Annotated in this window: 23 protein-coding genes and 1 pseudogene; 8 read left to right on the forward strand and 16 right to left on the reverse strand. The window is 68.1% G+C overall.

The window, feature by feature from the left end; genetic code table 11:
- Positions 1 to 99: 99 nt before the first annotated feature.
- The 13 genes from AC1DSC_RS02350 to AC1DSC_RS02410 all read right to left on the reverse strand — a co-directional run bounded on the left by AC1DSC_RS02350 (position 100) and on the right by AC1DSC_RS02410 (position 12,412).
- Positions 100 to 450 carry an FKBP-type peptidyl-prolyl cis-trans isomerase gene (locus AC1DSC_RS02350; RefSeq protein ID WP_012746856.1) on the reverse strand — a complete coding sequence of 117 codons (351 nt, stop codon included), beginning with the start codon at positions 448 to 450 and terminating at the stop codon, positions 100 to 102.
- Positions 451 to 556: 106 nt separating this feature from the next.
- Positions 557 to 1,021 carry a winged helix-turn-helix transcriptional regulator gene (locus tag AC1DSC_RS02355; protein WP_012746857.1) on the reverse strand — a complete coding sequence of 155 codons (465 nt, stop codon included), beginning with the start codon at positions 1,019 to 1,021 and terminating at the stop codon, positions 557 to 559.
- 179 nt (positions 1,022 to 1,200) lie between these two features.
- Positions 1,201 to 2,052 carry an archaetidylserine decarboxylase gene (asd, locus tag AC1DSC_RS02360; protein WP_012746858.1) on the reverse strand — a complete coding sequence of 284 codons (852 nt, stop codon included), beginning with the start codon at positions 2,050 to 2,052 and terminating at the stop codon, positions 1,201 to 1,203.
- A gap of 115 nt (positions 2,053 to 2,167) precedes the next feature.
- Positions 2,168 to 3,160 (reverse strand): Bug family tripartite tricarboxylate transporter substrate binding protein, encoded by a 993-nt coding sequence (locus tag AC1DSC_RS02365; protein WP_012746859.1) that lies wholly within the window; start codon positions 3,158 to 3,160, stop codon positions 2,168 to 2,170.
- Between the two features lie 40 nt (positions 3,161 to 3,200).
- Complete coding sequence (locus AC1DSC_RS02370; protein WP_012746860.1) at positions 3,201 to 4,292, reverse strand: lactonase family protein; 1,092 nt, start codon at positions 4,290 to 4,292, stop codon at positions 3,201 to 3,203.
- Complete coding sequence (locus tag AC1DSC_RS02375; protein ID WP_012746861.1) at positions 4,289 to 5,269, reverse strand: tripartite tricarboxylate transporter substrate binding protein; 981 nt, start codon at positions 5,267 to 5,269, stop codon at positions 4,289 to 4,291. The genes AC1DSC_RS02370 and AC1DSC_RS02375 overlap by 4 nt, the downstream gene beginning before the upstream one ends.
- A gap of 59 nt (positions 5,270 to 5,328) precedes the next feature.
- Positions 5,329 to 6,090, reverse strand: a complete 762-nt coding sequence (locus AC1DSC_RS02380) for an SDR family NAD(P)-dependent oxidoreductase (RefSeq protein ID WP_012746862.1) — start codon at positions 6,088 to 6,090, stop codon at positions 5,329 to 5,331.
- 17 nt (positions 6,091 to 6,107) lie between these two features.
- Positions 6,108 to 7,697, reverse strand: coding sequence for a galactarate dehydratase (gene garD / locus AC1DSC_RS02385; RefSeq protein WP_012746863.1), 1,590 nt, complete (start codon positions 7,695 to 7,697; stop codon positions 6,108 to 6,110).
- A 31-nt stretch (positions 7,698 to 7,728) separates the two neighbouring features.
- The gene (locus AC1DSC_RS02390) at positions 7,729 to 9,024 is read right to left on the reverse strand and encodes a TRAP transporter large permease (protein ID WP_012746864.1); all 1,296 of its coding nucleotides are present in this window, start codon (positions 9,022 to 9,024) and stop codon (positions 7,729 to 7,731) included.
- Positions 9,025 to 9,032: 8 nt separating this feature from the next.
- Positions 9,033 to 9,521: a TRAP transporter small permease gene (locus tag AC1DSC_RS02395; protein ID WP_012746865.1), complete on the reverse strand. Its 489-nt coding sequence runs from the start codon at positions 9,519 to 9,521 to the stop codon at positions 9,033 to 9,035.
- 143 nt (positions 9,522 to 9,664) lie between these two features.
- A complete protein-coding gene (locus AC1DSC_RS02400) occupies positions 9,665 to 10,642 on the reverse strand; it encodes a TRAP transporter substrate-binding protein (protein WP_012746866.1) in 978 nt (325 codons plus the stop codon).
- A gap of 56 nt (positions 10,643 to 10,698) precedes the next feature.
- Entirely contained in the window at positions 10,699 to 11,589 is an 891-nt protein-coding gene (locus tag AC1DSC_RS02405; RefSeq protein WP_012746867.1) for an SMP-30/gluconolactonase/LRE family protein, read from the reverse strand.
- A complete protein-coding gene (locus tag AC1DSC_RS02410) occupies positions 11,579 to 12,412 on the reverse strand; it encodes an NAD-dependent epimerase/dehydratase family protein (RefSeq protein WP_012746868.1) in 834 nt (277 codons plus the stop codon). Before AC1DSC_RS02410 ends, AC1DSC_RS02405 begins: the two co-directional genes overlap by 11 nt.
- A gap of 61 nt (positions 12,413 to 12,473) precedes the next feature.
- On the opposite strand from AC1DSC_RS02410, the gene AC1DSC_RS02415 reads away from it, so the two are divergent.
- From AC1DSC_RS02415 to AC1DSC_RS02440, 6 genes are all read left to right on the forward strand, one after another.
- Positions 12,474 to 13,295, forward strand: coding sequence for a FadR/GntR family transcriptional regulator (locus tag AC1DSC_RS02415; protein WP_012746869.1), 822 nt, complete (start codon positions 12,474 to 12,476; stop codon positions 13,293 to 13,295).
- A gap of 82 nt (positions 13,296 to 13,377) precedes the next feature.
- Positions 13,378 to 14,352, forward strand: a complete 975-nt coding sequence (locus AC1DSC_RS02420; protein ID WP_012746870.1) for a Bug family tripartite tricarboxylate transporter substrate binding protein — start codon at positions 13,378 to 13,380, stop codon at positions 14,350 to 14,352.
- Positions 14,353 to 14,395: 43 nt separating this feature from the next.
- Positions 14,396 to 15,307 (forward strand): 5-dehydro-4-deoxyglucarate dehydratase, encoded by a 912-nt coding sequence (gene kdgD, locus AC1DSC_RS02425; protein ID WP_012746871.1) that lies wholly within the window; start codon positions 14,396 to 14,398, stop codon positions 15,305 to 15,307.
- 47 nt (positions 15,308 to 15,354) lie between these two features.
- A complete protein-coding gene (locus tag AC1DSC_RS02430; protein WP_012746872.1) occupies positions 15,355 to 15,804 on the forward strand; it encodes a nuclear transport factor 2 family protein in 450 nt (149 codons plus the stop codon).
- Positions 15,805 to 15,835: 31 nt separating this feature from the next.
- Complete coding sequence (gudD, locus tag AC1DSC_RS02435) at positions 15,836 to 17,191, forward strand: glucarate dehydratase (protein ID WP_012746873.1); 1,356 nt, start codon at positions 15,836 to 15,838, stop codon at positions 17,189 to 17,191.
- 86 nt (positions 17,192 to 17,277) lie between these two features.
- Complete coding sequence (locus tag AC1DSC_RS02440; RefSeq protein WP_012746874.1) at positions 17,278 to 18,714, forward strand: aldehyde dehydrogenase family protein; 1,437 nt, start codon at positions 17,278 to 17,280, stop codon at positions 18,712 to 18,714.
- 58 nt (positions 18,715 to 18,772) lie between these two features.
- On the opposite strand, the gene AC1DSC_RS02445 is transcribed toward AC1DSC_RS02440, so the two are convergent.
- The gene (locus AC1DSC_RS02445; protein WP_012746875.1) at positions 18,773 to 20,026 is read right to left on the reverse strand and encodes an MFS transporter; all 1,254 of its coding nucleotides are present in this window, start codon (positions 20,024 to 20,026) and stop codon (positions 18,773 to 18,775) included.
- Between the two features lie 100 nt (positions 20,027 to 20,126).
- Here AC1DSC_RS02445 and AC1DSC_RS02450 point away from each other — a divergent pair.
- Positions 20,127 to 20,933, forward strand: a pseudogene (locus AC1DSC_RS02450) (LysR family transcriptional regulator); the annotation flags it as partial.
- A gap of 55 nt (positions 20,934 to 20,988) precedes the next feature.
- Here AC1DSC_RS02450 and AC1DSC_RS02455 read toward each other — a convergent pair.
- Positions 20,989 to 22,518 carry an ABC transporter permease/substrate-binding protein gene (locus AC1DSC_RS02455; protein WP_012746877.1) on the reverse strand — a complete coding sequence of 510 codons (1,530 nt, stop codon included), beginning with the start codon at positions 22,516 to 22,518 and terminating at the stop codon, positions 20,989 to 20,991.
- A gap of 132 nt (positions 22,519 to 22,650) precedes the next feature.
- On the opposite strand from AC1DSC_RS02455, the gene AC1DSC_RS02460 reads away from it, so the two are divergent.
- The gene (locus AC1DSC_RS02460; RefSeq protein ID WP_012746878.1) at positions 22,651 to 23,703 is read left to right on the forward strand and encodes an ROK family protein; all 1,053 of its coding nucleotides are present in this window, start codon (positions 22,651 to 22,653) and stop codon (positions 23,701 to 23,703) included.
- On the opposite strand, the gene AC1DSC_RS02465 is transcribed toward AC1DSC_RS02460, so the two are convergent.
- Positions 23,700 to 25,229 (reverse strand): efflux transporter outer membrane subunit, encoded by a 1,530-nt coding sequence (locus tag AC1DSC_RS02465; protein ID WP_012746879.1) that lies wholly within the window; start codon positions 25,227 to 25,229, stop codon positions 23,700 to 23,702. The genes AC1DSC_RS02460 and AC1DSC_RS02465 overlap by 4 nt on opposite strands.

Below are 25,229 nucleotides of genomic sequence, written 5' to 3' on the forward strand. Positions count from 1 at the left end.
TTCAAGCGAAAAAATGCGGCCGGAAGGCCGCAACGGGGACAAAAGCGCCGACGGGAGGGCGTAGCGGCACGCAGCGCGCGCGGCCCCCGGGGGGCGAGTTCAGTGCGCGTCGAGGAGTTCGACGTCGAACTTCAGGGTGGCGTTCGGGGGGATCACGCCGCCTGCGCCGCGTGCGCCATAGCCCAGCGAAGCGGGAATGATCAGCGTGCGCTTGCCGCCGATCTTCATGCCGGCAACGCCTTCGTCCCAGCCCTTGATGACCTGGCCTGCGCCCAGCGAGAACGCGAACGGGTCGTTGCGGTCGCGGCTCGAGTCGAACTTGGCGCCTTGCACGCCGTCGTTGTAGAGCCAGCCGGTGTAGTGCACGTGCACGTGCTGGCCGGCCTTGGCTTCTGCGCCGTCGCCCACGGTGGTGTCTTCGTATTGCAGGCCGGAGGGAGTGGTAGGCATGTTGAACGCTCCTTGCGTCAATGGGAGGATGGAAGGTGGATGGATGGATAAACGGACCGAAGGCGCGGAGTTTACCGACGCCCCGGCAGCGGCCCGGCCGGCCTGCTCAATTGCCAGTGTCAAGAGGCGGGACGGAGGAGGGCGGGGAGGGCGCCGCAGGCGGGGCGGAGGGGGGTGCGCCCGGGGAAGAGGAAGAAGGAGGCGCCGAAGGCGAAGACGACGAAGGCGATGAAGGCACAGCAGGCGTGGGCGCCGCCGGTGCCGCGGCCTTCTTGACCTGGCCCAGCTGCCATTTGCCCGCGAAGGCCTGCAGGTCCGAGAGCCGCTTGAGAAGGTCCTGTCCGCTCACCGTGAGGCTGTAGCCGTCGCCGCCGTGGCTCACGAGGCCCGCCTCGCGCAGTTCCTTGATGCGGGTGTTGAGCGTGTTGGGGGTGATGCTGCCGACGCTGTCCTGCAGCAGCCGGAAGGTCTGGGCATGGCCGTCGCGCAGCGCCCAGAGCACGCGAAGTGCGTAGCGGGCCTCGAGAAGCGCAAGCAGCTGGCTGACGGCTGCGTTTTCCTTGGTACTCATCGACATCATCTCCTCGGGGCTGGGCGGGCCGTCGGTCCTGGGCAGGGCCGGTGCCTCGCGTTCTTGTTGGCTCGCTATCAGGGACCGCGCATTGCGTCGGCGACTATAGCGCAAGGATCACGATGCTACTAGTTTTATAGCTACGGGTGCATGCTGCATGCGGGCCGTGAGACAAAGCTTCACAAATTCGCGAGATTGGCCATGGCCTCGCCCAGCCGGACCGGCCGGGTGGGCGCCCAGTCGGGGTTGAAGGCCAGCGGGGGCGGCGGGAACAGCATGACGACGGTGGAGCCGAGCAGGAAGCGGCCCATCTCCTCGCCCTGCTTGAGCAGGATCTGCTGGTCGGCGTAGTGCCATTCGCGCAGCTCGCCGCCGCGCGGCGGATTGACCACGCCGTGCCACACGGTCGCCATGCTGCCGACGATGGTGGCACCCACCAGCACCAGCACGAAGGGCCCGTGCGCCGATTCGAAGACGCACACCACGCGCTCGTTGCGCGCGAACAGCCCGGGCACGCCGCGCGCGGTGACCGGGTTGACCGAGAACAGGTCGCCGGGCACGTGGATCATGCGCACCAGGCGCCCGTCGCAGGGCATGTGGATGCGGTGGTAGTCCTTCGGGCTCAGGTACAGCGTGGCGAAGCTGCCATGCGCGAAGCGCGCCGCGAGCACCGCGTCGCCGCCGACCAGCGCGGTGGTGCTGTAGTTGTGGCCTTTGGCCTGGAAGATCTGGTCGCCCTCGATGGCGCCGAACTGGCTGATGGCGCCGTCCACCGGGCACACGAGGTCGGCCTGCGCAAGAGGCCGCACGCCGGGCTTGAGCGCGCGCGTGAAGAACTGGTTGAAGCTCTTGTAGTGGTTGATGTCGGATTCGAGCGCCTCGCCCATGTCGACACCGTACTTGGCAACGAAGCGCCGGATGATCCAGGTGGTGACGGCGCCGCGTTCCTTGCCCGCGACCCAGCCGGCGAAGTTCGTCAGGGCCTGCTTGGGGAACAGGTATTGGGGCAGTACGGCAGAGCGGTCGGACACGTGTGGGAGGCCTGGAATGCCTGGAGTGCGAATCGGAGGGGCATTCTATAAAGCGCCCGGCAGCCCGGGCGTAGGAGGCTTCCCTTGTATCCGTCGCGCTGTTTCCCGGTTGGCGTCAGTCCGCCTTGATGCCCGCGGCCTTGATCACCTGCGCCCACTTCTCGACCTCGGCCTTCTGGAAGGCCGCGATCTTTGCCGTGGAGAGGTCGGCCGGCTCCATGCCGAAGCCCTTGAGCTTTTCCTGCATCTCGGGCGTTGCGAGGATCTTGCGGATCTCGGTGTGCAGCCGCTCGACGATGGGCGCCGGCGTACCCGCGGGCACGAAGATCGCCTGCCACGACAGCACCTCGAAGTCCTGCAATCCCGCAATGCCGGATTCCGCGACCGTCGGCACGTCGGGCATCGAGGCCAGGCGCTTGGCCGAGGTCACGGCAATGGCGCGCAGCTTGCCGCTCTGGATGTGCGGACCCGCCACCACGGTGGTGTCGAACATCATGTCGACCTGCCCGCCGATCACGTCCTGGATCGCCGGGCCGCTCCCCTTGTAGGGAATGTGCGTGAACTTCACGCCCGACTTGAACGCCAGCAGCTCGAGCGACAGGTGCTGCGAGGTGCCGGTGCCGGCCGAGGCCGACGAGAGCCCGCCCGACTTGGTCTTGCTGGCTTCCAGCACGTCCTTCAGCGTCTTGTAGGGGCTGGCCTGGTTGACCACCAGCACCAGCGGGTTGGTGCCGATCAGCGTCACCGGCGCGAACGACTTCTGCGGGTCGTAGCCGAGCTTCGGATACAGGCTCACGTTGATCGCGTGCGAGCTGATCGTGCCGCCCACCATCATGAAGCCGTCGGGCGCTGCGCGCGAGCCGATTTCCGAGCCCACGCTGCCGCCGGCGCCGCCTTTGTTGTCGATGATCACGCTCGTGCCCAGCACCGGGCCGAGCTTCTGGCCGATCAGGCGGGCCAGCACGTCGGTGGTGCCGCCCGCGGGAAAGGGCACGAGGTAGGTGATGGCCTTGCCCGTGGGCCAGTTGCCGGGGCCCTGCGCGAACGCGGGCAGGCCCGCGGCGAGCGAAGAGGCGAGGGCGGTGCGAATCAATGTGCGGCGTTGCATTGCAATATCTCCTTTGATGATGTGGATGGCGGCCGCCACCTCAGGGTGCGTCGACGATCTCGATCCAGTTCGGGTTCTTGCCCGCGGTGATGCGCGAGGGCTTGCCCAGCGCACCGGTCGCGGAATCGATGGGGTACAGCGAAATGCCGTGCGACTCCTGCCCGGCGGCAATCAGGTAGCGGCCGCTCGAATCGATCGCGAAGCCGCGCGGCCCTTTCTCGGTCGGCGTCTGGCCGAGCGGCTGCAGCTGGCCGCTCGCCGCGTCCACCTTGAACGCCGAGAGCGTGCTCGAGGTGCGCTCGGAGGCGTACAGGTAGCGCCCGTCGGGCGTCAGGTGCAGGTCGGCCGCCCAGGGCTTGCCCGTGAAGCCCGGCGGCAGCGTGGTGGTGCTCTGCTCCAGCTTGAGCGCGCCGCGCGCCGCGTCCCAGGCGTACACGTGCAGGGACGCGTCGAGCTCGTTCAGCAGGTAGACGTGCCGCTGCGCCTTGTCCCAGACGAAGTGGCGCGGTCCCGACTTGGCGGTGCTCATGGTCAGCGGCGGATCATTGGCCGCGAGCAGCCCCTTGTCCGCATCGAAGCGCCAGCTCGACACGTTGTCGCCGCCCAGGCTGGTGGCGAGCACGAAGCGGTTGTTCGCATCGGCGTGGACCGCGTGCGCGTTCGGGCCCGTCTGCACCAGCTGCTGGATCGGCCCCACCGCGCCGTCCTTGCCGATGGCGTTGACCGAGATCTTTCCGCCCTGGTAGGAGGCCGCGAAGAGCCACTTGCCGCTCGCGTCGAGGTCGATGTTGGCCATGCTGTCGGCCAGCGGCGCCTCGCCGAGCTTCTGCAGCTTGCCGGTGGCCGCGTCGATCGACATGCTGACCACGCGGAACGGCTGCGAGCGCAGCGCGGCGTAGAGCACGCGCTTGTCAGGGCTCACGGCCATTGGCATGACCGTGCCGCCGACGTTGAGCGTCTGCACCGGCTTGAGCACGCCTTCGGCGCGATCCAGCTCGAGCACGGAGATCTCCTGGCTGTCGGCGTTGGACACGTAGACCCAGGTGGCGGCCCAGGCCTGGCCCATGGCGGCCACGGACAGCAGCGCGACCGCGCCCTGGAGCGCGCGAAGGATGGGAGTGCGGCGGTTCATGGCTTGATGTTCAGTTTGGCGATCAGCGCCTTGAAGTAGGCGTTGTCCTTGGCCAGGGTTTCCTTGAACACCGCGCCGTCCGTGTAGACGTAGCCGAGGTTCTGCCGGTCCATCACCTCGTGCATGAGCGGCTCGGCGGCCGTCTTGGCCGTGATCTCGCGCAGCTTGGCCATCACTTCGGGCGGCGTGTTCTTGGGGGCGCCGAGGCCGCGCCAGGTGCCGATCGACAGGTCGATGCCGCGCTCCTTGGCGGTGGGCACCTTGTCGAAGCCCTTCACGCGCTTGTCGGCCATGACCATCAGCACCTTGAGCTTGCCGGACTGCACATGCGTCGTGACCTCGGCCGGGCTCACCGCCACGGCCTCGATGTGCCCGCCCAGCAGCGCCAGCACCGCGGGCGCCGCACCCTGGAACGGGATGTGGCCGAACCTGGCGCCGGTCTTGTCCTCGAGCGCCGCGGCGGCCAGGTGCCAGATCGAACCGTTGCCCGAATTGCCGACGCGCACGCTCTCGGGCGACTTCTTCGCCGCCGCGAGGAATTCCTCGATCGTGTTCCACGGCGCATCGGCCTTGACGGTGATGGCGGCCGGGTCGGCATTGAGCTGCGCGATCGGCTGGAAGTCGTCGTAGTTGAACTTGGCCAGGCCCAGGTGCGGCAGCGTCAGCAGTTCCACCGTGAGCACCGCGAGCTTGTAGCCGTCGGGCCGGGCGTTGATCACCTCGGTCCAGCCGATGGCGCCGCCCGCGCCCGGACGGTTGACGATCACGATGCTCTGCGAAATGTGCTTGCGGCTGGCCTCGGAGAAGGCGCGCGCCAGGCCGTCGGTGCCGCCGCCCGGCTGGTAGGGCACCAGCAGCTCGATCGTGCGGTTCGGAAAGTCGCCGGCCTGCGCCGCGGCAGTCGCGGCGAACCCGAGCGACAGGGCGGCCGCAGCCGAAAGGGTGGCGAGGCCGCCAAGGAATCTGCTTCTCTTCATGAGGTGTTGTCTCCGTTATTGATCTGATTCCGGTGTCTCGAAAAAGCGCGCCTGCCGCGTCAGGGCATGTACTGCCCGCCGTTCACTTCGATCACCTGGCCCGTCACGTAGCCCGAGAGCTGCTCCGAAGCCAGGTAGAGGAAGGCGCCCACGCATTCGTCGGGCGAGCCGATGCGGCCCATGGGAATGGCGGTGCGGAACGATTCGAGCATGGCGGGCGTCGAGAAGCGGTCCTGGAACGGCGTCTGGATGACACCCGGTGCCACGGCGTTCACGCGGATCCTGTCGCCGACGAGTTCCCGGGCGAGCCCGTGCGTGGCCGTGCTCACGAAGCCCTTGGAGCCCGCATACAGGTAGGCGCCCGGCCCGCCGCCGGTGCGCGCCGCGACCGAGGTCACGTTGATGATGTTGCCGCCGCCGTGCGTGCGCATCAGCGGCACCGCCTCGCGCGCAAACGCGAGCACCGAGCGTGCGTTGATGTGCATCACCTCGTCGAACAGCGCATCGTCGAACTCGGCGATGGGCACGCGCTTGACCAGGCTGCCGGCATTGTTCACCAGCACGTCGATGCGGCCGAGGCGCGATGCCGCCTGCTTGACGCACTCGCGGATCGCGCCCGTGTCGCGCACGTCGGCCTGCAGCGTGAAGGCGTCGCCGCCGGCCTGGCGGATGGTCTCGACGACTTGGTTGGCGGCGTCGGCCGAGCTGTTGTAGTGCACCGCCACGCGCATGCCGCGCGCCGCGAACGCAATGGCCACGGCAGCGCCGATGCCGGTGCTGGCGCCGGTGACGAGTGCGGTCTTGCCCTTGAGGTCTTCCATGGTGTTTCCTTTCGAAGTCAGGTCACGGGGGCCGGGTTGAACAGCACAAGCGCGTTGTGCAGCTTCCACTGTTCGGCCCAGGTCTTCTTGCGGCCGCTGGCCACGTCGAGCATCAGGCGGAACATCTCCCAGCCGATGTCCTCGATGGTGGCGTCGCCGTCGGCGATGCGGCCCGCGTTCACGTCCATCAGGTCGTGCCAGCGGCGCGCCAGGTCGCTGCGCGTGGCCACCTTGATCACCGGCACCTCGGCCAGGCCGTAGGGCGTGCCGCGGCCGGTGGTGAACACATGCAGGTTCATGCCGGCGGCCAGCTGCAGCGTGCCGCAGATGAAGTCGCTGGCGGGCGTGGCGGCGTAGAGCAGGCCCTTTTGCTTCGCTTTCTCGCCCGGCGCAACCACGCCCGAGATCGGCGCGCTGCCGCTCTTGACGATCGAGCCCATCGCCTTTTCGACGATGTTCGAGAGCCCGCCCTTCTTGTTGCCGGGCGTGGTGTTGGCGCTGCGGTCGACGCGGCCGCGGTCCAGGTAGGCGTCGTACCAGGCCATCTCGCGGATCATGGCCTCGGCCACCTCGGGCGTGGTGGCGCGCGAGGTGAGCTGGTCGATGCCGTCGCGCACCTCGGTCACTTCCGAGAACATCACGGTGGCGCCGGCGCGCACCAGCAGGTCGGTGCAAAAGCCCACGGCCGGGTTGGCCGTGACGCCCGAGAAGGCATCGCTGCCGCCGCACTGCACGCCCACCACCAGCTCGCTCGCGGGCACGGTCTCGCGCCGGCGGGCGTTGAGCCGCTCCAGGTGCTCTTCGGCCTGCCGCATGATCGAATCGATCATCGACATGAACCCGACGTGCGCGTCATCCTGCAGGCACACCACGTCGAGCTTGGCGTTGGCCGTTTCGCCGACGTCGGCCACGTTGCGCTCGTCCACCAGCGCGATGCTGCCAGGCGGCAGCAGGCGCTCGGGCTGCAGCTTCTCGCAGCCCAGGCTGATGACCATCACCTCGCCGCCGAAGTTCGGGTTGAGGCTGATGTTGCGCAGCGTGCGGATCGGGATGACGGCGTCGGGCGCATCGATGGCCACGCCGCAGCCGTAGCTGTGCGAGAGGCCCACCACGTCGTCGACGTTGGGGTACTTGGGCAGCAGCTCGGCCTTGATGCGCTGCACGGCAAAGTCGACCACGCCCGCCACGCACTGCACGGTCTGCGTGATGGCGAGGATGTTGCGCGTGCCCACCGAGCCGTCGAGGTTGCGGTAGCCCTCGAAGGTGTAGCCCTCGAGCGGCGGCTGCGCGGGCGGACGCACGGTGGCGATCGGCAGGCCTTCGAGCTCGCGCGCGGCGGGCATCTGCAGCAGGCGTTCGTGCACCCAGCTGCCGGCCGGGATCGGCTTCAGGGCATAGCCGATCGGCACGTTGTAGCGCCGCACCACGCCGCCTTCGGGAATGTCCTCGAGCGCCACCTTGTGCGCCTGGGGCACCTTGTCGACCAGCACCAGGCCGGACGCGAGCACGGTGCCGGCGGGCAGGCCGCCGTCGTTGGCCACGATGGCGACGTTGTCCGCCGCGTGCATGCGGATGAAGTGCGGTGCTCGGGTGTTCGGATCGGTCATCGCGGAACCTCTGTCTTGCTTTGTGCTGCCGTTACTTCACGACCATGAACATGCTCGGCAGCCAGGTCGAGAAGGCCGGCACGAAGGTGACCACCGCGAGCGCGAAGATCAGCGCACCGTAGAACGGCCAGATGGTCTTCATCACCGTGCCCACCGATACGCCGCCAATCGCACAGCCCACGAACTGCGTGGTGCCCACCGGCGGCGTGTTCAGGCCGAGCGCGCAGTTGATCAGCATCACGATGCCGAACTGCACCGAGCTCATGCCGTAGTGCTGTGCAATGGGCAGGAAGATCGGCGTGCACAGCAGGATCGTTGCCGCCATGTCGAGGAAGGTGCCCAGCACGAACAGGATGATGTTGATGAGCAGGAAGATCACCCACGGCGTGCTCGTGATCTGCGACAGCATCTGGCCCGTGAGTTCGGCCACGCCGTACAGGCTGATCAGGTAGCCGAAGGTGCTGGAGATGCCGATCAGCAGCAGGATCACGCCGGTGGTGCGCACCGCCTTCGAGGCTGCCTTGACGAAGTGCTCCCACTTCAGCGTGCGGTAGACGAAGATGGTGAGCGCCAGCGCATAGAGCACCGCCACGGCCGCCGACTCGGTCGCCGTGAAGACGCCCGACAGGATGCCCCCGAGGATCAGCACCACGATGAACAGGCCCGGCAGCGCCGCCGCAAACGAGCGCGCCACGATGGCCCAGCCCGGAAAGCTGCCGGCCGGGTAGCCGCGCTTCACCGCCACCAGGTAGGCGGCCGCGAGGTTGCTGAGCGTGAGCACCGCCGCCGGCAGCAGCGCCGCCAGGATCAGCGCCGCGATCGACACCTTGCCGCCCGCCGCGAGCGAATAGATGATCAGGTTGTGGCTGGTCGGCATCAGCGCGCCGACCAGGGCCGCGTGGGTCGTCACGTTGACCGCGTAGTCGGCGTGGTAGCCCTCCTTCTTCATCATCGGGATCATCACGGCGCCCATGGCCGAGACGTCCGCCACGGGCGAGCCCGAGACGCCGCCGAACAGCGTGCAGGCCACCACGTTCGACATGCCGAGGCCGCCGCGCACGTGGCCCACGACGTTGCGTGCGAAGTTGACGATGCGGTCCGCAATGCCGCCGTAGAGCATCAGTTCGCCGGCAAAGATGAAGAACGGAATCGCAAGGAACGAGAAGATGCCCATGCCGGAGGTCATCTGCTGGAAGCCGACTTCCAGCGGAAGGCCTTCATACAGCAGCGTGGACAGGGCCGAGAGGCCGATCGAGAAAGCGACCGGCACGCCCAGCAGCAGGAAGAGCGTGAACGAGAGGCAAAGAATGAGCAGAGGAATCGTCATGATGCGGTTCAGGCCCAGGCGGGTTCGACTTCGCGGCCTTGGGCGAGCGCGATGATGTGTTCGATGGAGAACATCACGATGAGAACGCCGGCCACGGAGGCGGGCACGTATTTCCAGCCCTCGGAGATCCAGAGCGTGGGCAGCCGGTAGTCCCACACCGATTCGGCGAGGGAGGCGCAATTCCAGGCCATGGCCAGGCCGAACACGAGGATCAGTGCGTGGATCAGGTATTCCATCTTCAGCCGCAGCCAGTCGGGCGCGAGCACGAGGAAGGATTCGAGGCCGATGTGGCCCGCGTCGCGCACGCCGACGGCGACGCCGAACATCGTGACGTAGAGCACCAGCAGCAGCGCCAGGCTTTCAGCCCAGGTGGGGGTGTTGTTGAGCACGTAGCGGCCGAACACCTGCCAGCTCACGGCGCAGATCACCGCGACGAGCCCGAGGATGCCCAACCACATGCAGGCACGGGCGAGGGTGCGGCAAAGTTTGGTGTACATGTAAGTTCTTCTTTGTCTTTCTCCCTCCCCTTCCGGGGGAGGGCAGGGGTGGGGGCAAGCGGCGCATCCATCTGGGCGCCGTCGTGCCCCCATCCCAACCTTCCCCCGGAAGGGGAAGGAGCCAATTCAACAATCCGGCTTGCCTACTTCGTGTCCTGCACGCGCTTGACCAGGTCCTTGAGCTTCGCGTCCGTGATGAACTTGTCATACACCGGCTTCATCGCGGCCTGGAACGGGGCCTTGTCGACTTCGATGATCTCGGCGCCGCCGGCCTTCACCGTGGCGAGCGACTTGATCTCGCGCTCTTCCCACTGCTTGCGCATGTAGGGCACCGATTCCTTGGCGGCCTGGCGGATCCAGCCCTGCTCCTCGGCCGAGAGCTTGTCCCACGCGCGCTTGGAGAACAGCAGCATCTCGGGTGCCATCGAATGCTCGGTCTTGCTGTAGTACTTGGCCACTTCGAAGGCGCGGGCGCTTTCGTAGGTCGGGTAGTTGTTTTCGGCGGCGTCGATCAGGCCGGTCTTCAGGCCCGTGTAGACCTCGCCCATGGGCATCGGCGTGGCGTTGGCGCCCATGGCCTCGAGCATCGACACCCACAGGTCGGACTGCTGCACGCGCACCTTCAGGCCCTTCATGTCGGCAAAGCTGCGCACCGGCTTCTTGGCCGTGAACATCGAGCGCGCGCCGCTGTCGTAGTAGGCGAGGCCGACGAAGCCCTGCTTCTCGCACGACTTCAGGATCTCTTCGCCGATCGGGCCGTCGAGCACCTTGTGCAGGTGGTCCACCGAGCGGAACAGGAAGGGCATGGTCGGCACCTGCGTCTCGGCGCAGATGTTGTTCATCGGGGCGATGTTCACGCGCACCATCTGCAGCGCGCCGATCTTGGTCTGCTCGATGGTGTCCTTCTCGCTGCCGAGCGAACTGTTGTTGAACACCTTGATGCTGTGCTTGCCGCCGGAGAGCGCCTTGAGCCGCTCGCCCATGAACTTGACCGCGGTCACGGTCGGGTAGTCGTCGGGATGGATGTCTGCCGAGCGGAACTCGGTGGCGCTGGCAGCCAGTGTGGTGAGCGCGGCTGCGGCGCCGACGGCAAGTGCGATCAGGGTCTTGTGGAGCTTCATTGTCTCGTCCTCTGCGTGGTGGTTGTCGTGAAAAAAGAAAGAAAGAAGGAAAAGGGTCAGCCGCCGAACGCCGGCTCGGGAACGCCCGCCACGCCGGGCCGCAGCGCGAACACGCCGCCGGCCAGGGGCTGGTCCGACAGGTCGACGCCGCCGGGCCGGATCGAGGTGACGAAGAGCGTGTCGAGCGCCGGGCCGCCGAAGGCGCACATCGCGGGCTTCTTCACCGGCACTTCGAGCGAGCGGTCGAGCCGGCCCTGGGGTGTGAAGCGGTGCACCAGGCCCGCGTCGTTGCCGCAGATCCAGTAGCAGCCGTCGGCGTCCATGGCCGCGCCGTCGGGGCGGCCGGGCAGCGGCTTCATGTCGGCGAACAGGCGGCGGTTGTGCGGCGTGCCGGTGTCGGTGTCGTAGTCGAAGGACCAGATGGCCTGCACCGCGGGATGCGAATCCGAGAGGTACATCGTGCGGCCGTCGGGACTGAAGGCAAGCCCGTTGGGCACGATGAAGTCGTCCAGCCGCATGGCGGCGCCGGCACTGCCCTTGGCGTAGCTGTAGAGCCGGCCGACGCGCGCGCCGGCGGCCATGTCCTGCAGCATCGTGCCGGCCCAGAAGCGGCCCTGGCGGTCGCAGCGGCCGTCGTTGAAGCGCATCGCGGGCACGGCATGCGCCACGGGTGCGAGCGCGGTGGCGGCCAGCGTGCCGCCGGCCTGCGGCGCGAGCGAGAAGAGGCCGCTTTCCATGCCGGCGATCCAGGCGCCGGGCGCATCGGCGCGCGGCGCGATGCAGGCGATCATTTCGTCCGCATGCCACTGCGCATGGCCTTCGCTCGCATGCCAGCGGTTCAGCGTGCGCGCCGGAATGTCGACCCAGTAGAGTGCCTGCTCCGCGGCATGCCACACCGGGCTTTCGCCGGTGCCGTTGCGCGCATCGAGGACGAGCTCAGCCTGCATCGCCGAACGGTCCCTGTGCCGTGAAGGCGCCGCCCTGGTAGATGGCGTTGGGATCGGTCGGCGCCACGGGCGGCTGCGCCTCGACCTTGTCGCGGAACACCTCGGAGCTGTCCTGCGGCACGAAGCCCAGGTGGGCGGCGGCGCTGTTGTCCCACCAGACGTCGCGGTTGTCGGACATGCCGTAGACCACCGTGTGCTTCACGCCGGGCGTGAAGAGCGACTTTTCGAGCAGCGTGGTCAGGTCGCGGTAGCTGAGCCAGGTGCTCATCATCCGGCGGTTGAGCGGCTCGGGAAAGGACGAGCCGATGCGGATGCTCACCGTCTCGATGCCCCAGCGGTCGAAATAGAACTGCGCCATGTCCTCGCCGAAGGACTTCGACAGGCCGTAGTAGCCGTCGGGCCGGCGCGGGGCGTGGGCGTCGATATGCTCGCTCTGCTTGTAGAAGCCGATCACGTGGTTGGAGCTTGCGAACACCACGCGCTTCACGCCGTGGCGGCGCGCGGCTTCGTAGACGTTGAAGACGCCCTTGATGTTGGCTTCGAGGATTTCCTCGAACGGCCGCTCGACCGAAACGCCGCCCAGGTGCACGATGGCGCTGCAGCCCTCGACCAGTGCGTGGACCGCGGCCTTGTCCGAAAGATCGCAGGGCACGACTTCTTCGTGCGCGCCCTCGGAAGGGGAGAGGGCGGCAATGTCGGAAAGGCGCAAGATCCGGGCGTAGGGGCGCAGGCGTTCGCGCAGGACCTTGCCCAGTCCGCCGGCGGCGCCGGTCAGCAGAATCCGGTGGAGCGGGGTGTGGGGGGCTTGATGGGACGTCGACATTTTTGCTGGCCTGAGAAGTTATCTGTTGTCGTACAACTAATGCGGGATTATTATCGTGACCATGGTCCAGACGACTGCGGGTAATCCCTCAATTTCCGACGCGGCGACAGAAGTTGCCGCCGGCACGCCCTTCGTGGGGCGGCCGCGTCCGCGCGCACGCGGGCTCGCCCACGGGCTGGTCGAGGACCTGGGCGAAAAGATCCGCAGCCAGCAGCTGCGCCCGGGCGACAAGCTGCCGACCGAGTCAGCCATCATGCAATCCTTCGGCGTCAGCCGCACCGTGGTGCGCGAGGCGCTGTCCAAGCTGCAGGCCGCGGGGCTGGTGGAAACGCACCACGGCGTGGGCACCTTCGTGCTGCAGCCGCGCGCGGCCGGCATGTTCCGGCTCGATTCCGCCGACATCGCCACCTCGGTGGACGTGCTGGCGGTGCTCGAGCTGCGCATCAGCCTCGAGACCGAATCCGCCGGGCTGGCCGCCACGCGCCGCACCGAGGAGCAGCTGCTCGCGATGCGCCAGGCGCTCGACGATTTCGAGCGCAACGTGGCGGTGGCGGGGGACACCGTGGCGCCCGATTTCCGCTTCCACCTGCAGATCGCCCAGGCTACCGGCAACCCGTACTTCGCGGACATCATGAGCCACCTGGGCACCACGATCATCCCGCGCACGCGCATCACCGCCATCCGCAACTACGACCGGCGCGGCGAGTACCTGAGCCGCGTGAACCGCGAGCACGAAGAGATCTACGCGGCCATCGCGCGCCGCGATCCCGAATCGGCCCGCGCGGCCATGCGCATCCACCTGACCAACAGCCGCGAGCGGCTGCGCGTGGCGCAGGAAGCGGCCCAGCAGGCCGCGGCCAAGACGCCGCCAGCGGCTCCCTGAGAAGAAATTTCGGGCAGAGGCTGGACAAGCGTCATTCCTAGTTGTACGATGACTGACAACACAACCCAGCAGGAGACTCAGAATGAGCTTGAAACGACGTGATCTGATGCTAGGCGCCCTGGGCGGCGGGGTGCTCGCCGCCGGTGGCGTGCATGCCGCGGACAACTGGCCGTCCAGGCCGGTGCGCATCGTGGTGCCGTACCCGCCGGGCGGTTCGTCCGACATCATTGCCCGCTCCATCAGCCAGCCGCTGTCGGAAGCGCTGGGCCAGCCGGTCATCGTCGACAACAAGCCGGGCGCCAACGGCAACCTCGGCGCCGATTTCGTCGCCAAGTCCAAGCCCGATGGCTACACGCTGCTGCTGTGCGACGTCGGCGCGCTCGCCATCAGCCCCTCGGTCTACACGCGGCTGCCTTTCGATCCTTCCAAGGACCTGCGCGGCGTAACCATGCTGGCCTATTCGCCGCACCTCTTGGTGGTGCATCCCTCGGTCCAGGCCAACAACCTGAAGGAACTGATCGCGCTGTCGAAGAAGTCGGAAATCAACTTCGCCGTCACCGCCACCGGCAGTGCGCCGCACCTGGCCGGCGTGGCGCTGGAGCGTGCGAGCGGCGCACGCTGGCAGTACGTGCCCTACAAGGGCGGCGTGCAGGCGGTGCAGGACACGGTCGCCGGCCAGACGCAGATCCTGATGAACGGCATGCTCGCCACGCTGCCGCATGTGCAGAGCGGCAAGCTCAAGGTGCTCGGCGTGTCGAAAGCGACGCGCATGCCGCTGATCGGCGAAGTGCCCACCATCGCGGAGCAGGGCGTGGCCGGCTTCGAGTCGGGCACCTGGCAGGGCGTGCGCGTGGCCAGGGGCACGCCCGACGCCATCGTGCAGCGCCTCAACAAGGAACTGATCACCGTCATCCGCACGGCCGACATCCGCTCGCGCCTCGCGGGGCAGGGCGCCGAGGTCGTGACCATGGCGCCGGCCGAGGAAGAGCAGTTCTTCGGCAAGGAGCGCGCGCGCTGGGCCAAGGTCGTTGCCGACGCCGGCATCAAGCTGGACTGAGCGCCCTCAGCATCCATTTTTCAACTCACTCATTGGTGTCTCGATGAACCCTCAAGAACTCAAATCCATCATGGGCTCCGGCCTGCTCTCGTTCCCGTTGACCGACTTCGACGCGAACGGGGACTTCAACAAGAAGGGCTACGAGAAGCGTCTCGAATGGCTCGCTCCCTACGGCGCGAGCGCGCTGTTCGCGGCCGGCGGCACCGGTGAGTTCTTCTCGCTGACCGGCGACGAATACCCCGGCATCATCCAGACCGCGGTCGACACCTGCCGCGGCGTGGTGCCGATCATCGCGGGCGCCGGCGGCCCCACGCGCTTTGCGATCCAGTGCGCGCAGGCGGCCGAGAAGGCCGGCGCACACGGCATCCTGCTGCTGCCGCACTACCTGACCGAAGCCGGCCAGGAAGGCCTGGCCGCGCACGTGGAAGCCGTGTGCAAGAGCGTGAAGTTCGGCGTGATCGTCTACAACCGCGCCACCAGCCGCCTCAAGCCCGAGACGCTGGCCGCGCTGGCCGAGCGCAACCCGAACCTCGTGGGCTTCAAGGACGGCGTGGGCGACATCGAAGCCATGGTCGCCATCTACCAGAAGATGGGCGACCGCTTCGCCTACCTGGGCGGCCTGCCCACGGCCGAGGTCTATGCCGCGGCCTACAAGGCGCTGGGCACGCCGGTGTATTCGTCGGCCGTCTTCAACTTCATCCCGAAGACCGCGATGGATTTCTACAAGGCCGTTGCCGCCGACGACCTGCCGACGCAGCACCGCCTGCTCAAGAACTTCTTCATGCCGTATCTCGATCTGCGCAACCGCGTGCCCGGCTATGCGGTGAGCATCGTCAAGGCCGGTGCCAAGATCGTCGGCCACGACGCCGGCCCGGTGCGCACGCCGCTCACGGACCTCCAGCCCGCCGAGATGGAACAGCTCAAGGCGCTGATCGACGCGCTCGGCCCGCAGTAAGCGGCCGGGCCGGGAACGACGACAACAAACAACAACGGAGACAACGCATGTCCATCATCAAGAAGTTCTTCCTCATTGCCGCATCGGCCGTCATGTTTTCGGGCTGTGCCATGGCGCCCGCGGGCGGCGGTGCTTCGGCCGAGCCGGCCGTGGCCGCGGCCGCCGAGCGGCTGCGCCTTGCAATGATCGATCCCACGCCGGCCGCCCTTGGCGCACTGGTGGCCGACGACCTGAGCTACGGCCATTCGAGCGGCAAGGTCGACACCAAGGCCAGCTTCATCGGCGACCTGGTGGCCGGCAAGTCGGACTTCGTGAGCATCACGATCACCGACCAGACCATCAAGGTGGCGGGCGACGTTGCGATCGTGCGCCACACGCTCGCGGCCGACACCAACGATTCGGGCAAGCCCGGCAAGGTGGCGCTCAAGATCCTCGGCATCTGGCAAAAACAGGGCGGCGAGTGGAAGATGCTGGCCCGCCAGGCCGTTCGGATCTAGCAGCACTTTTCTTCCAGGGCTCGCGCAAAAAATGACACTTCCAGACTCCGCTTCTCCCATCTCCGGCGCACCCGTGGTCACCGCCATGCGCGTGGTGCCCGTCGCGGGCCACGACAGCATGCTCATGAACCTGAGCGGCGCGCACGGCCCGTTCTTCACGCGCAACCTGCTGATCCTGACCGACAGCGCGGGCCACACCGGTGTCGGCGAAGTGCCGGGCGGCGAGAAGATCCGCCAGACGCTCGAAGATGCGCGCGGCCTCATCGTGGGCCAGCCCCTGGGCAAACACCACGCAGTGCTCAACAGCATGCGCAGTGCCTTCGCCAACCGCGACAGCGGCGGCCGCGGCCAGCAGACCTTCGACCTGCGCGTGACCATCCATGCGGTCACCGCCGTCGAGGCGGCCTTGCTCGACCTGCTGGGCCAGCACCTCGAAGTGCCGGTGGCCGCACTGCTCGGCGAAGGCCAGCAGCGCGATGCCGTGCAGATGCTCGGCTACCTGTTCTACGTGGGCGACCGCACCAGGACCGACCTGCCCTACGAGAGCGACCCCGGCGGCGCCGACGACTGGTTTCGCCTGCGCCACGAAGAAGCCATGACGCCCGAAGCCATCGTGCGCCTGGCCGAGGCCACGCACGCGCGCTACGGCTTCACCGACTTCAAGCTCAAGGGCGGCGTGCTGCGCGGCGAGGAAGAAGTCGAGGCCATCCGCGCGCTGCACGAGCGCTTTCCCAAGGCGCGCGTCACGCTCGACCCCAACGGCGGCTGGCTGTTGGCCGATGCGATCCGCCTGTGCCGCGACCTGCATGGCGTCATGGCCTATGCCGAGGACCCCTGCGGCGCCGAAGGCGTGTTCTCGGGCCGCGAGGTGATGGCCGAGTTCCGCCGCGCCACGGGCCTGCCGACCGCCACCAACATGGTCGCCACCGACTGGCGCGAGATGGTGCACAGCCTCTCGCTGCAGTCGGTCGACATTCCGCTGGCCGATCCGCACTTCTGGACGATGCAGGGCTCGGTGCGCGTGGCGCAGCTGTGCCAGGCCTGGGGCCTGACCTGGGGCTCGCATTCGAACAACCACTTCGATGTGTCGCTGGCCATGTTCACGCACGTGGCCGCGGCCGCGCCGGGCAAGGTGACGGCCATCGACACGCACTGGATCTGGCAGGACGGCCAGCGCCTGACCAAGGCCCCGCTGCAGATCGAGGGCGGCTACGTGAAGGTGCCCACGCGCGGCGGCCTGGGCGTGGAGCTCGACATGGACGAAGTCGAGAAGGCGCACCAGCTGTACCTGAAGCATGGCCTGGGCGCGCGCAACGATGCGCAGGCGATGCAATACCTGATCCCGGGGTGGACTTTCGACAATAAAAAGCCCTGCATGGTGCGCTGAAGGTTTAGTCTCCCGTTTCCATTTCCGCAGCCGGACACGCAGTGCTCCGGCTTCTTTCTTTCCATCGAGCAGCACAAGGAATCCTCATGCAAAACTTCGACAACCTGATCGGCGGCGAATGGCGTGCCGGCGCAAGCTACAGCCCCAACCTCAACCCCAGCAACCTGTCCGACGTGCTGGGCCACTACGCGCAGGGCACGGCTGCCGATGTCGAGGCCGCCGTGGCCGCCGCCACCGCCGCCTTCCCGGCCTGGGCCACCGGCAGCATCCAGGCGCGCTCCGATGCGCTGGACAAGATCGGCACCGAGATCCTCGCGCGCAAGGAAGAGCTCGGCACCCTGCTCGCCCGTGAAGAAGGCAAGACGAAGGCCGAAGGCATCGGCGAAGCCACCCGCGCCGGCCAGATCTTCAAGTTCTTCGCCGGCGAATGCCTGCGCCTCGCAGGCGAAGTGCTGCCCTCGGTGCGCCCCAACATCGGCGTGGAGATCACGCGCGAGCCGGTCGGCGTGGTCGGCCTGATCACGCCCTGGAACTTCCCCATTGCCATCCCGGCCTGGAAGATCGCGCCCGCACTGGCCTTCGGCAACTGCGTGGTCCTGAAGCCCGCCGACCTCGTGCCCGGCTGCGCCTGGGCGCTGTCCGAGATCATCAGCCGCTCGGGCATTCCGGCGGGCGTGTTCAACCTGGTGATGGGCCGCGGCAGCGTGATCGGCAACGCGCTGGTCAGCCACCCCGGCATCCATGCCATCAGCTTCACCGGCTCGGTCGGCGTGGGCCGCAACATCGCGGTGCAGTGCGTGACCAACCACAAGAAGGTGCAGCTCGAGATGGGCGGCAAGAACCCGCAGGTGATCCTGGACGACGCCGACCTGGCCCAGGCCGTGGAGCTCAGCGTGCAAAGCGCCTTCTACTCGACCGGCCAGCGCTGCACGGCCTCCAGCCGCCTGATCGTGACCGAAGGCATCTACTCCAAGTTCATCGAGGCGATGAAGGCGCGCATGGCCAAGATCAAGGTCGGCGATGCGCTGGCGCAGGGCACCGACGTGGGCCCGGTCTCCTCGAAGTCGCAGCTGGACCAGGACATGGAATACATCGCCATCGGCAAGGGCGAGGGCGCCACGCTGGCGGCCGGCGGGGAACTGCTGAAGCTGGAGACCGACGGCTACTACATGTCGCCGGCGCTGTTCAGCGAATCGGCGGCCGCGATGCGCATCAACAAGGAAGAGATCTTCGGCCCGGTGGCGAGCGTGATCCGGGTGAAGAACTACGAAGAGGCGCTGGCCACGGCCAACGACACCGAGTTTGGCCTGTCGGCCGGCATTGCCACCACCAGCCTGAAGTACGCCACGCACTTCAAGCGCCACAGCCAGGCCGGCATGGTGATGGTGAACCTGCCCACGGCGGGCGTGGACTACCACGTGCCGTTCGGCGGGCGCAAGGGCTCGAGCTACGGCCCGCGCGAGCAGGGCAAGTATGCGCAGGAGTTCTTCACCACGGTGAAGACGGCGTACACGCTGGCTTGATGCCACCCCCGCGCCGGGCGCCGCACGCGCCCGGCGCTGGCCGTCCACTTTGTCCGCCCTACAGCCGATGGCCGCCGCGCGCCATCGAGCGGCGCAGGCCCAGTGCAAGCAGCACGCCCATTGCGCCCGCCAGGGCGACGATGGCGGCGGCCGCCGGCCAGCCCAGCGAATCCACTGCACCGCCCACGATCACGGGGCCGATCATCTGGCCGAGATTGCTGCCCAGCATGAGCAAGCCCATCGACATCGGGACCAGCCGCGTGCTCGGTGCCACGATGGGAGAGGTGCCGATCAGCGTTGCGGGAAGCAGGCCGCCCGCGCCCGAAAAAACCAGGCACAGCACAAAGGCCGGCACTGCGCCGAGCACCGGCAGGAAGATGCCGATGGACGCGATGCCCATCGCCGCACTGGCCAGTGCCGCGAGCAGCCAGCGCGCGATGCCGCGCTGGAGCAGCATGCCGGCCGCAAGATTGCCCGCCACGTTGACGCAGCAGGCCGCGGCGCTCAGCTGTCCGGCGGTGGCCGTGCCCACGCCCATGCGCTCGATCAGCAGCACCGGCAGAAAACTGAAGAGCGCGAAGAACTGCAGGCTGTAGATCACGAACGAAGCGGCGATCAGCGCCGGCGCGCTGGCCTTTGCCGTGGCGGCCGCGTCGCGGGCCATGCTGCGCCACGAAACCGGCGCTTCGCGGGTATTTGCACTCGCGCCGCGCGAAACGCCCGCCAGCACCAGCACCGCGATCAAGCCCGCAAGCGCGGCATTGCCCAGCCACAAGCCGCGCCAGCTGCCCGGCAGCGAGCCGCTGAAGAGCGCGATGGCAATCCCGGCGGGCATGAAGCAGCTCCAGATCGCGAAGGCAAGGTCCTTGCCGCCGGGCGCGACCATGCGCTGCAGCACCGAAGGGCCGGCAATGGTGATCAGCACGAAACCCAGGCCTTCGACGACGCGGCCGATCAGCAGCATTGCGATGCCCTGTGCCCATGCGCCGACCATGCTGCCGATGGCAATGGCCAGCAGGCCGGCCACCAGCAGGCGCCTGTCGCCCGCGCGCGCGACCCACGCGCCGACCGGCACCGCGCCAACCACGCCCAGCAGCGAGAACGTTGCCATGAGCCAGCCGACCATCGTGAGGTCGAGCCCGAAGTCCGTGCGCAACTGCGGCACGGCAATGGCGACCTTGCCGACCTGGAGGGACGCCACGACCCCGGCGGCCACGACCAGCGCCACGCCGAGCCAGTGCGTTGAAGAAGGTGAGAGCGGCGCAGCGGCGGGTGGCGATGTGGCGCCGCGCATTTCGATTCGGTTCTGCATGCCGCCACTTTGCAGCGGGCACCCGATCAATGAAAGCGAATAATATCGGCCAACTCAATCGATTGGACAGATCATGCTGGACATCCTCACGCTGAGCCAGATGCAGATGTTCGTTGCCGTGGCGGATGCCGGCAGCTTCCGTGCCGGCGCGGCCCGGCTGCACCGGGTGCAGTCGGCCGTGAGCCATGCCATTGCCAATCTCGAGGAACAGCTCCAGGTGCGGCTCTTCGACCGTTCCGGCCACAAGCCGGTGCTCACGCCCACGGGCAAGGCACTGCTGGGCGACGTGCGGGTGATCCTGTCGAAGGTCGAGGCGCTGCGCTCGCGCGCGCAGGGGCTCGAACAGGGCATCGAGCTCGGGCTGGCAGTTGCGGTGGACACGCTCTTTCCGCCGAACCTCCTGGCCAGCGCGCTGCGTGGCATGCATGCGGTCTACCCGAGCATTGCCATCCGCGTGGAATACAGCTCGATGGGCGGCACCGTCGATGCCTTGAATTCGGGCCGATGCGATCTCGCCATTGCGGCCTTCGGCCATGCCGACGAAAAAATCAGCCGCGAATTCCTCATGCAGCTTCATACCGTGGCCGTTGCCGCGCCGTCGCATGCGCTGGCGGTCCATGCGGGCCGGCGCGGTGCGGGGGGCCTGGATGCCGCCGCGGCGGAGCACGTGCAGATCGTGGTGGAAGATCCGAGCACGCTCAGCCAGGGCTACGACATCGATGTGCTCTCGCCCTCGACCTGGCGCGTGACCGACATGTACATCAAGCTCGCGCTGCTGCGCGCGGGCCTGGGATGGGGAAAGATGCCGTCGTGGCTGGTGGCCGGCGACCTGGCCGCCGGAACGCTGGTGCAGTTGCCGGTGAGCCGCATCGGCCCCGGCGGTGGAACCAGCCAGCAGTGCCATTTCTGCCACCGCGGCGACAAGACGCTGGGAGCGGGCGCTACGCTGCTGCGCGAATGCCTCATGGGAGAAGCGAAGGCGGCGGCGCCCGGCGCCGGCGGCGCATCAGCATCTCCACGAGCTCGAAGATCCCCTCGCTCAGCAACGCCAGCGCCGCGGCCGGCAGCGCGCCGGCCAGCAGCAGCTCGCGGTCGTTGAGCGCCAGCCCCGTGACGATGCGCTCGCCGAATCCGCCTGCGCCGATGAAGGCCGCGATGGTCGCGGTGCCAATGGCAATGGCGGTGGCCGTTCGCACGCCCGCCAGCAGCGTGGGCAGTGCCAGCGGCAGCAGCACCAGCCGCAGGCTCTGCGGCGGCGTCATGCCCAGCGCGGTGCCGGCCAGGCGCAGGCCGTTCGGCACTTCGGCCAGGCCCGTCACGGTGTTGCGCATGATCGGCAGCAGCGAATAGAGCGTGAGCGCGATCAGCGCGGGCAGCGCGCCGATCGCACCGAGCATGGAAATCAGCACGGCCAGCAGCGCGAGCGAAGGCACGGTCTGCAGCAGGCTCGCGAAGCCGAGCACCAGCGCGCGCAGCCGCACATGCGGAAACACCAGGATCGCGAGCGGCACGCCGATCAGGATCGCCACGCCCACCGATACGGCGACCAGCACCAGGTGCTGCCGCGCGAGCTGCCAGAGATCGGGGCCGAACAGCTTGGCGCTGAAGCCGCGCCGGGGCTCCTGGGTCTTTGCGCCCTGGCCTGCGCCGGCCAGGAAGTCGCGCGCAATGGTGTCGAAGGGCACGCTCTGGAGTTCGGCGCGCGCATTCATCGCGATCATCGCGTGTTCGTCGATGCGGCCTTCGAGCGTTTTCAGCGCGGCCCAGGCCTGGGGCAGCCGCGTGGGCAGGTCGAGCCTGTAGAGCACCACGGCGTCGTAGCGCGGAAAGTATTTCCTGTCGTCTTCGAGCACGCGCAGGCCGAGATGCTCGATCTTGGCGTCGGTGGTGTAGATGTCGATCGCGTCGATCTGCTTCGCGGCCACGGCTTCGTAGGCCAGGCCATGGTCGAGGCCGGTGGGCGCCTGGGTGAAGCCGTAGCGCGCGGCCAGGCCCTTCCAGCCGTCGGCGCGGCCGAGGAATTCGTTCGACAGGCCGAGCTTGAGTTCGGGATGCTTTGCAAGATCGCTCAGCGTACGCAGCCCGAGCCGCTCGGCATCGGCCGCCCGCACGGCCAGTGCATAGCCGTCGTTGAAGCCCAGCGGAATCGCCACGCCCAGGCCCATGGGCGCCAGCGCCGCGTTCATGGCCTCGCGCGTTTCGGCTGGCGAACCCTTGAGAATTTCGAGCGCGATGGTGCCGGTGTATTCGGCATAGAGATCGATGGCACCCGAACGCAGCGCCTCGTACACGATGGCCGTGTTGCCGAGGCCCTGGCGCACCACCGGCGGCGATGCGGTGTGGGGCGCCGCGGTCTGCGCGAGCAGTTCGGCCAGGATGTACGACTCGGTGAAGCGCTTGGAACCGACGCGCAGCGTGCCCTCGCCGGGCTGCGCCGATGCAGCGGCACCGAGCCAGGCCATGGCAAGGAACAACAAGGCGGCGCGCAGCATGCGGTGATGGGGCAGTGGCATCGCAGGCCAGTGTATAGACATCGAACCGCTCGGCGTACCCGCCAATCTCCTACAAACCCTGGTGCGGGCTACCGATGCTTCGTAGATGCAGCCGCGCCCATAGTGGCCGCCATGAAGAAGAAAACCCATCTCCTGCCCGGCCCCGACGTTCACGGCCTGCGCGAACTCCCGGGCCTTCGGGTCGAGGGCTACAGCCTGCAGTTGCGCGACAAGGACGGCTTCGTGGGCGACCAGGCCAGCCAGACGGCCTTCAGGGAACTGCTCGAGCGCTGGCGCAAGCGCCGCCGCAAGACGGGCACCGATCCATTGGGCAGGGAACACTCGCGCGACCTCAGCAAGAAGCAGCTCGACCGCGTGCTGCTGAAGACCTCGGCGGCCGGCGACCTGATGCACGGCGCCATCGAGGAGTTCGCCGAGGAACTGGCCCTCGTGATCCAGCGCTTCACGCGCCAGCCCTCATGGAAGAAGGTGGAGCGCATCGTGGTGGGCGGCGGCTTCACCGAAAGCGACGTGGGCGAGCGCGCCATCCTGCAGACCGCCGCCATCCTCGAGGAGCTGGGCGTTCACGTCCAGCTCGGGCGCCTGTCGCACGAGGTCGACGACGGCGGCCTGATCGGCTGGGTGCACCTGGCACCGCCGGCCATGCTCAAGAAGCACGACGCCATCCTGGCGGTGGACATCGGCGGCACCAACGTGCGCTGCGGCATCGTGAAGACGCGCCGGCGCAAGGCACGCGACCTGTCGCTTGCCAAGGTGGTGCGGCGGGAGAAATGGCGGCATGCGGACGACGACCCGAACCGCACCGGCATGGTCGAGCGCATCGCGGCCATGCTCGAGGACATGGTGCGCTACTGCGAGCGCAAGCACATCCGCCTGGCGCCCTTCATCGGCATTGCCTGCCCCGGGCTGATCCGCAAGGACGGTTCGATCGAGCGCGGCACGCAGAACCTGCCGGGCGATTGGGAAAGCCGCGCGTTCCACCTGCCGAGCGCGCTGTGGCGGCGCATGCCGATGATCGGCTCCGGCCCCACGCTGATCCTGATGCACAACGACGCGGTGGTGCAGGGGCTGAGCGAACTGCCCTTCATGCGCGACGTGACCCACTGGGGCGTGCTGACGATCGGCACCGGGCTCGGCAATGCGAGCTTCACCAACACCTTCTAGCCTGGAGTGCCGGGCGCCGCGGGAATGCCGCCGCCGAGCGCCTTGTAGACCGCCACCATGCCCACCGCCATGCGGCTCGTGCTCTGCACCTGGTCGCGCCGCGCCTGCAGCAGTGCGCGGCGCGCGTCGAGTTCGACGCCGAAATCCGTGAGTCCGTTCGCATAGCGCGCGTGTGCGAGCGTGAGTGCATCGCGGCTGCTGCGCTCGCGCTCGGCCAGCTCGGCATGGCGCTGGCGCTCGGCGGCGTAGGCGCTGAGCGCCGAATCGATCTCGTGCCATGCCTTGAGCACGGCCTGCTGGAAGGCCACCGCGGCTTCCTGCTGCTGCAGCTCGCGCAGGTTCACCGTGCTGCGGCGCCGGTCGTTGTCGAAGATCGGCAGGCTGATGGAAGGACCGACGTGCCATTGGCGGCTGCCCCATTCGCCAAAACGCTCGCTGCCGGCCGATTCGTAGCCGAAGCCCGCACCGAGCGTGACGCGCGGATAGAGGTCGGCCACCGCCACGCCGATGCGCGCGGTGGCGGCATGCAGCTGGGCTTCGGCGGCGGCGATGTCGGGGCGCCGGCGCACCACGTCGCCGGGCAGGCCCAGCGCAAGCTCGGGCAGCGGCGGTGCCTGCAGCGCTTCGAGCGGGTTGCCCGCGCCATCGGAAGCTGGCGCGAGTTCGGCGTTCAGCGCGCCCGGCGCTGCGCCGGTCAGCAGCGTGATCTGGTTCATGGCCTGCGCCTCCTGCTGCAGCAGCATGGGGATGCGCGCCTTGAGTTCGGCCAGCTGCGTGCGCTGGCGCGTCGGGTCCAGGTCGGTGACCAGGCCGCCATCGGCACGCGCCTGCACCAGCTCGAGCGATTCGGCTGCGGCCGCGATGTCGGCGTTCGCCACGCGCAGTTCGCGCTGCGCGCCGCGCAGTTCGAAGTAGCTGCGCGCCACCTCGGCCTGCACGCTGAGCTGCGCCTGCTGCAGCAGCGCGGCCGATGCGCCGGCATCCGCATCGGCGGCCTCGATGCTGCGCCGCACGCGGCCCCAGAGGTCGATTTCCCAGGAGGCGTCGAAGCCGGCCTGGTAAAGGTTGTAGGGCTCGCTGAGCGTGCGGATCAGCTGGTCGCGGTTGGCGACCGACGAGCCCAGCGCATCGATCATCCGCGTGGCGGCGCCGCTCTCGCTCTGGCGCTGCCGGTTCACGCTGGCGCTGGCATTGAGCTGTGGCGCCTGCTGCGCCGCGGCCGCGGTGCGCTGCACGCGGCTTTGCGCGAAGTGCAGGGCCGCGGTCTGCAGGTCGTGGTTGGCGGCCAGGGCGCGGGCTTGCAACTGGTCGAGCAGCGGATCGCCGAAGGCCTTCCAGTCGCCGGATGCGGCGGCTGTGGGCGCGGCCTTGCGCTCGGCGCCGAGCAGCGCCGCCGAGCCGCCGTGCCATGCGGACCAGTCGGCCGGCGCCTGCGGCTGCGCGGGCCGGTGGTCGGGCCCCACGGCGCAGCCTGCAAGAAGGAGCGCGAGCGCGGAACAGGAGAAGAGGGTGCGCGATGCGGACAT

Source organism: Variovorax sp. 01N425 (genome assembly GCF_056399465.1).

Excerpts from the sequence above, each read along its gene's own strand:
- AC1DSC_RS02380 (WP_012746862.1), bottom strand. The coding sequence starts at position 6,090 with ATGGAAGACCTCAAGGGCAAGACCGCACTCGTCACCGGCGCCAGCACC.
- AC1DSC_RS02405 (WP_012746867.1), bottom strand. The coding sequence starts at position 11,589 with ATGCAGGCTGAGCTCGTCCTCGATGCGCGCAACGGCACCGGCGAAAGC.
- garD (WP_012746863.1), bottom strand. The coding sequence starts at position 7,697 with ATGACCGATCCGAACACCCGAGCACCGCACTTCATCCGCATGCACGCG.
- AC1DSC_RS02440 (WP_012746874.1), top strand. The coding sequence starts at position 17,278 with ATGCAAAACTTCGACAACCTGATCGGCGGCGAATGGCGTGCCGGCGCA.
- gudD (WP_012746873.1), top strand. The coding sequence starts at position 15,836 with ATGACACTTCCAGACTCCGCTTCTCCCATCTCCGGCGCACCCGTGGTC.
- AC1DSC_RS02365 (WP_012746859.1), bottom strand. The coding sequence starts at position 3,160 with ATGCAACGCCGCACATTGATTCGCACCGCCCTCGCCTCTTCGCTCGCC.
- AC1DSC_RS02350 (WP_012746856.1), bottom strand. The coding sequence starts at position 450 with ATGCCTACCACTCCCTCCGGCCTGCAATACGAAGACACCACCGTGGGC.
- AC1DSC_RS02415 (WP_012746869.1), top strand. The coding sequence starts at position 12,474 with ATGGTCCAGACGACTGCGGGTAATCCCTCAATTTCCGACGCGGCGACA.
- AC1DSC_RS02455 (WP_012746877.1), bottom strand. The coding sequence starts at position 22,518 with ATGCTGCGCGCCGCCTTGTTGTTCCTTGCCATGGCCTGGCTCGGTGCC.
- AC1DSC_RS02430 (WP_012746872.1), top strand. The coding sequence starts at position 15,355 with ATGTCCATCATCAAGAAGTTCTTCCTCATTGCCGCATCGGCCGTCATG.
- AC1DSC_RS02410 (WP_012746868.1), bottom strand. The coding sequence starts at position 12,412 with ATGTCGACGTCCCATCAAGCCCCCCACACCCCGCTCCACCGGATTCTG.
- AC1DSC_RS02420 (WP_012746870.1), top strand. The coding sequence starts at position 13,378 with ATGAGCTTGAAACGACGTGATCTGATGCTAGGCGCCCTGGGCGGCGGG.
- AC1DSC_RS02390 (WP_012746864.1), bottom strand. The coding sequence starts at position 9,024 with ATGACGATTCCTCTGCTCATTCTTTGCCTCTCGTTCACGCTCTTCCTG.
- kdgD (WP_012746871.1), top strand. The coding sequence starts at position 14,396 with ATGAACCCTCAAGAACTCAAATCCATCATGGGCTCCGGCCTGCTCTCG.
- AC1DSC_RS02375 (WP_012746861.1), bottom strand. The coding sequence starts at position 5,269 with ATGAAGAGAAGCAGATTCCTTGGCGGCCTCGCCACCCTTTCGGCTGCG.
- AC1DSC_RS02355 (WP_012746857.1), bottom strand. The coding sequence starts at position 1,021 with ATGAGTACCAAGGAAAACGCAGCCGTCAGCCAGCTGCTTGCGCTTCTC.
- AC1DSC_RS02395 (WP_012746865.1), bottom strand. The coding sequence starts at position 9,521 with ATGTACACCAAACTTTGCCGCACCCTCGCCCGTGCCTGCATGTGGTTG.
- AC1DSC_RS02460 (WP_012746878.1), top strand. The coding sequence starts at position 22,651 with ATGAAGAAGAAAACCCATCTCCTGCCCGGCCCCGACGTTCACGGCCTG.
- AC1DSC_RS02465 (WP_012746879.1), bottom strand. The coding sequence starts at position 25,229 with ATGTCCGCATCGCGCACCCTCTTCTCCTGTTCCGCGCTCGCGCTCCTT.
- AC1DSC_RS02370 (WP_012746860.1), bottom strand. The coding sequence starts at position 4,292 with ATGAACCGCCGCACTCCCATCCTTCGCGCGCTCCAGGGCGCGGTCGCG.
- AC1DSC_RS02400 (WP_012746866.1), bottom strand. The coding sequence starts at position 10,642 with ATGAAGCTCCACAAGACCCTGATCGCACTTGCCGTCGGCGCCGCAGCC.
- AC1DSC_RS02445 (WP_012746875.1), bottom strand. The coding sequence starts at position 20,026 with ATGCAGAACCGAATCGAAATGCGCGGCGCCACATCGCCACCCGCCGCT.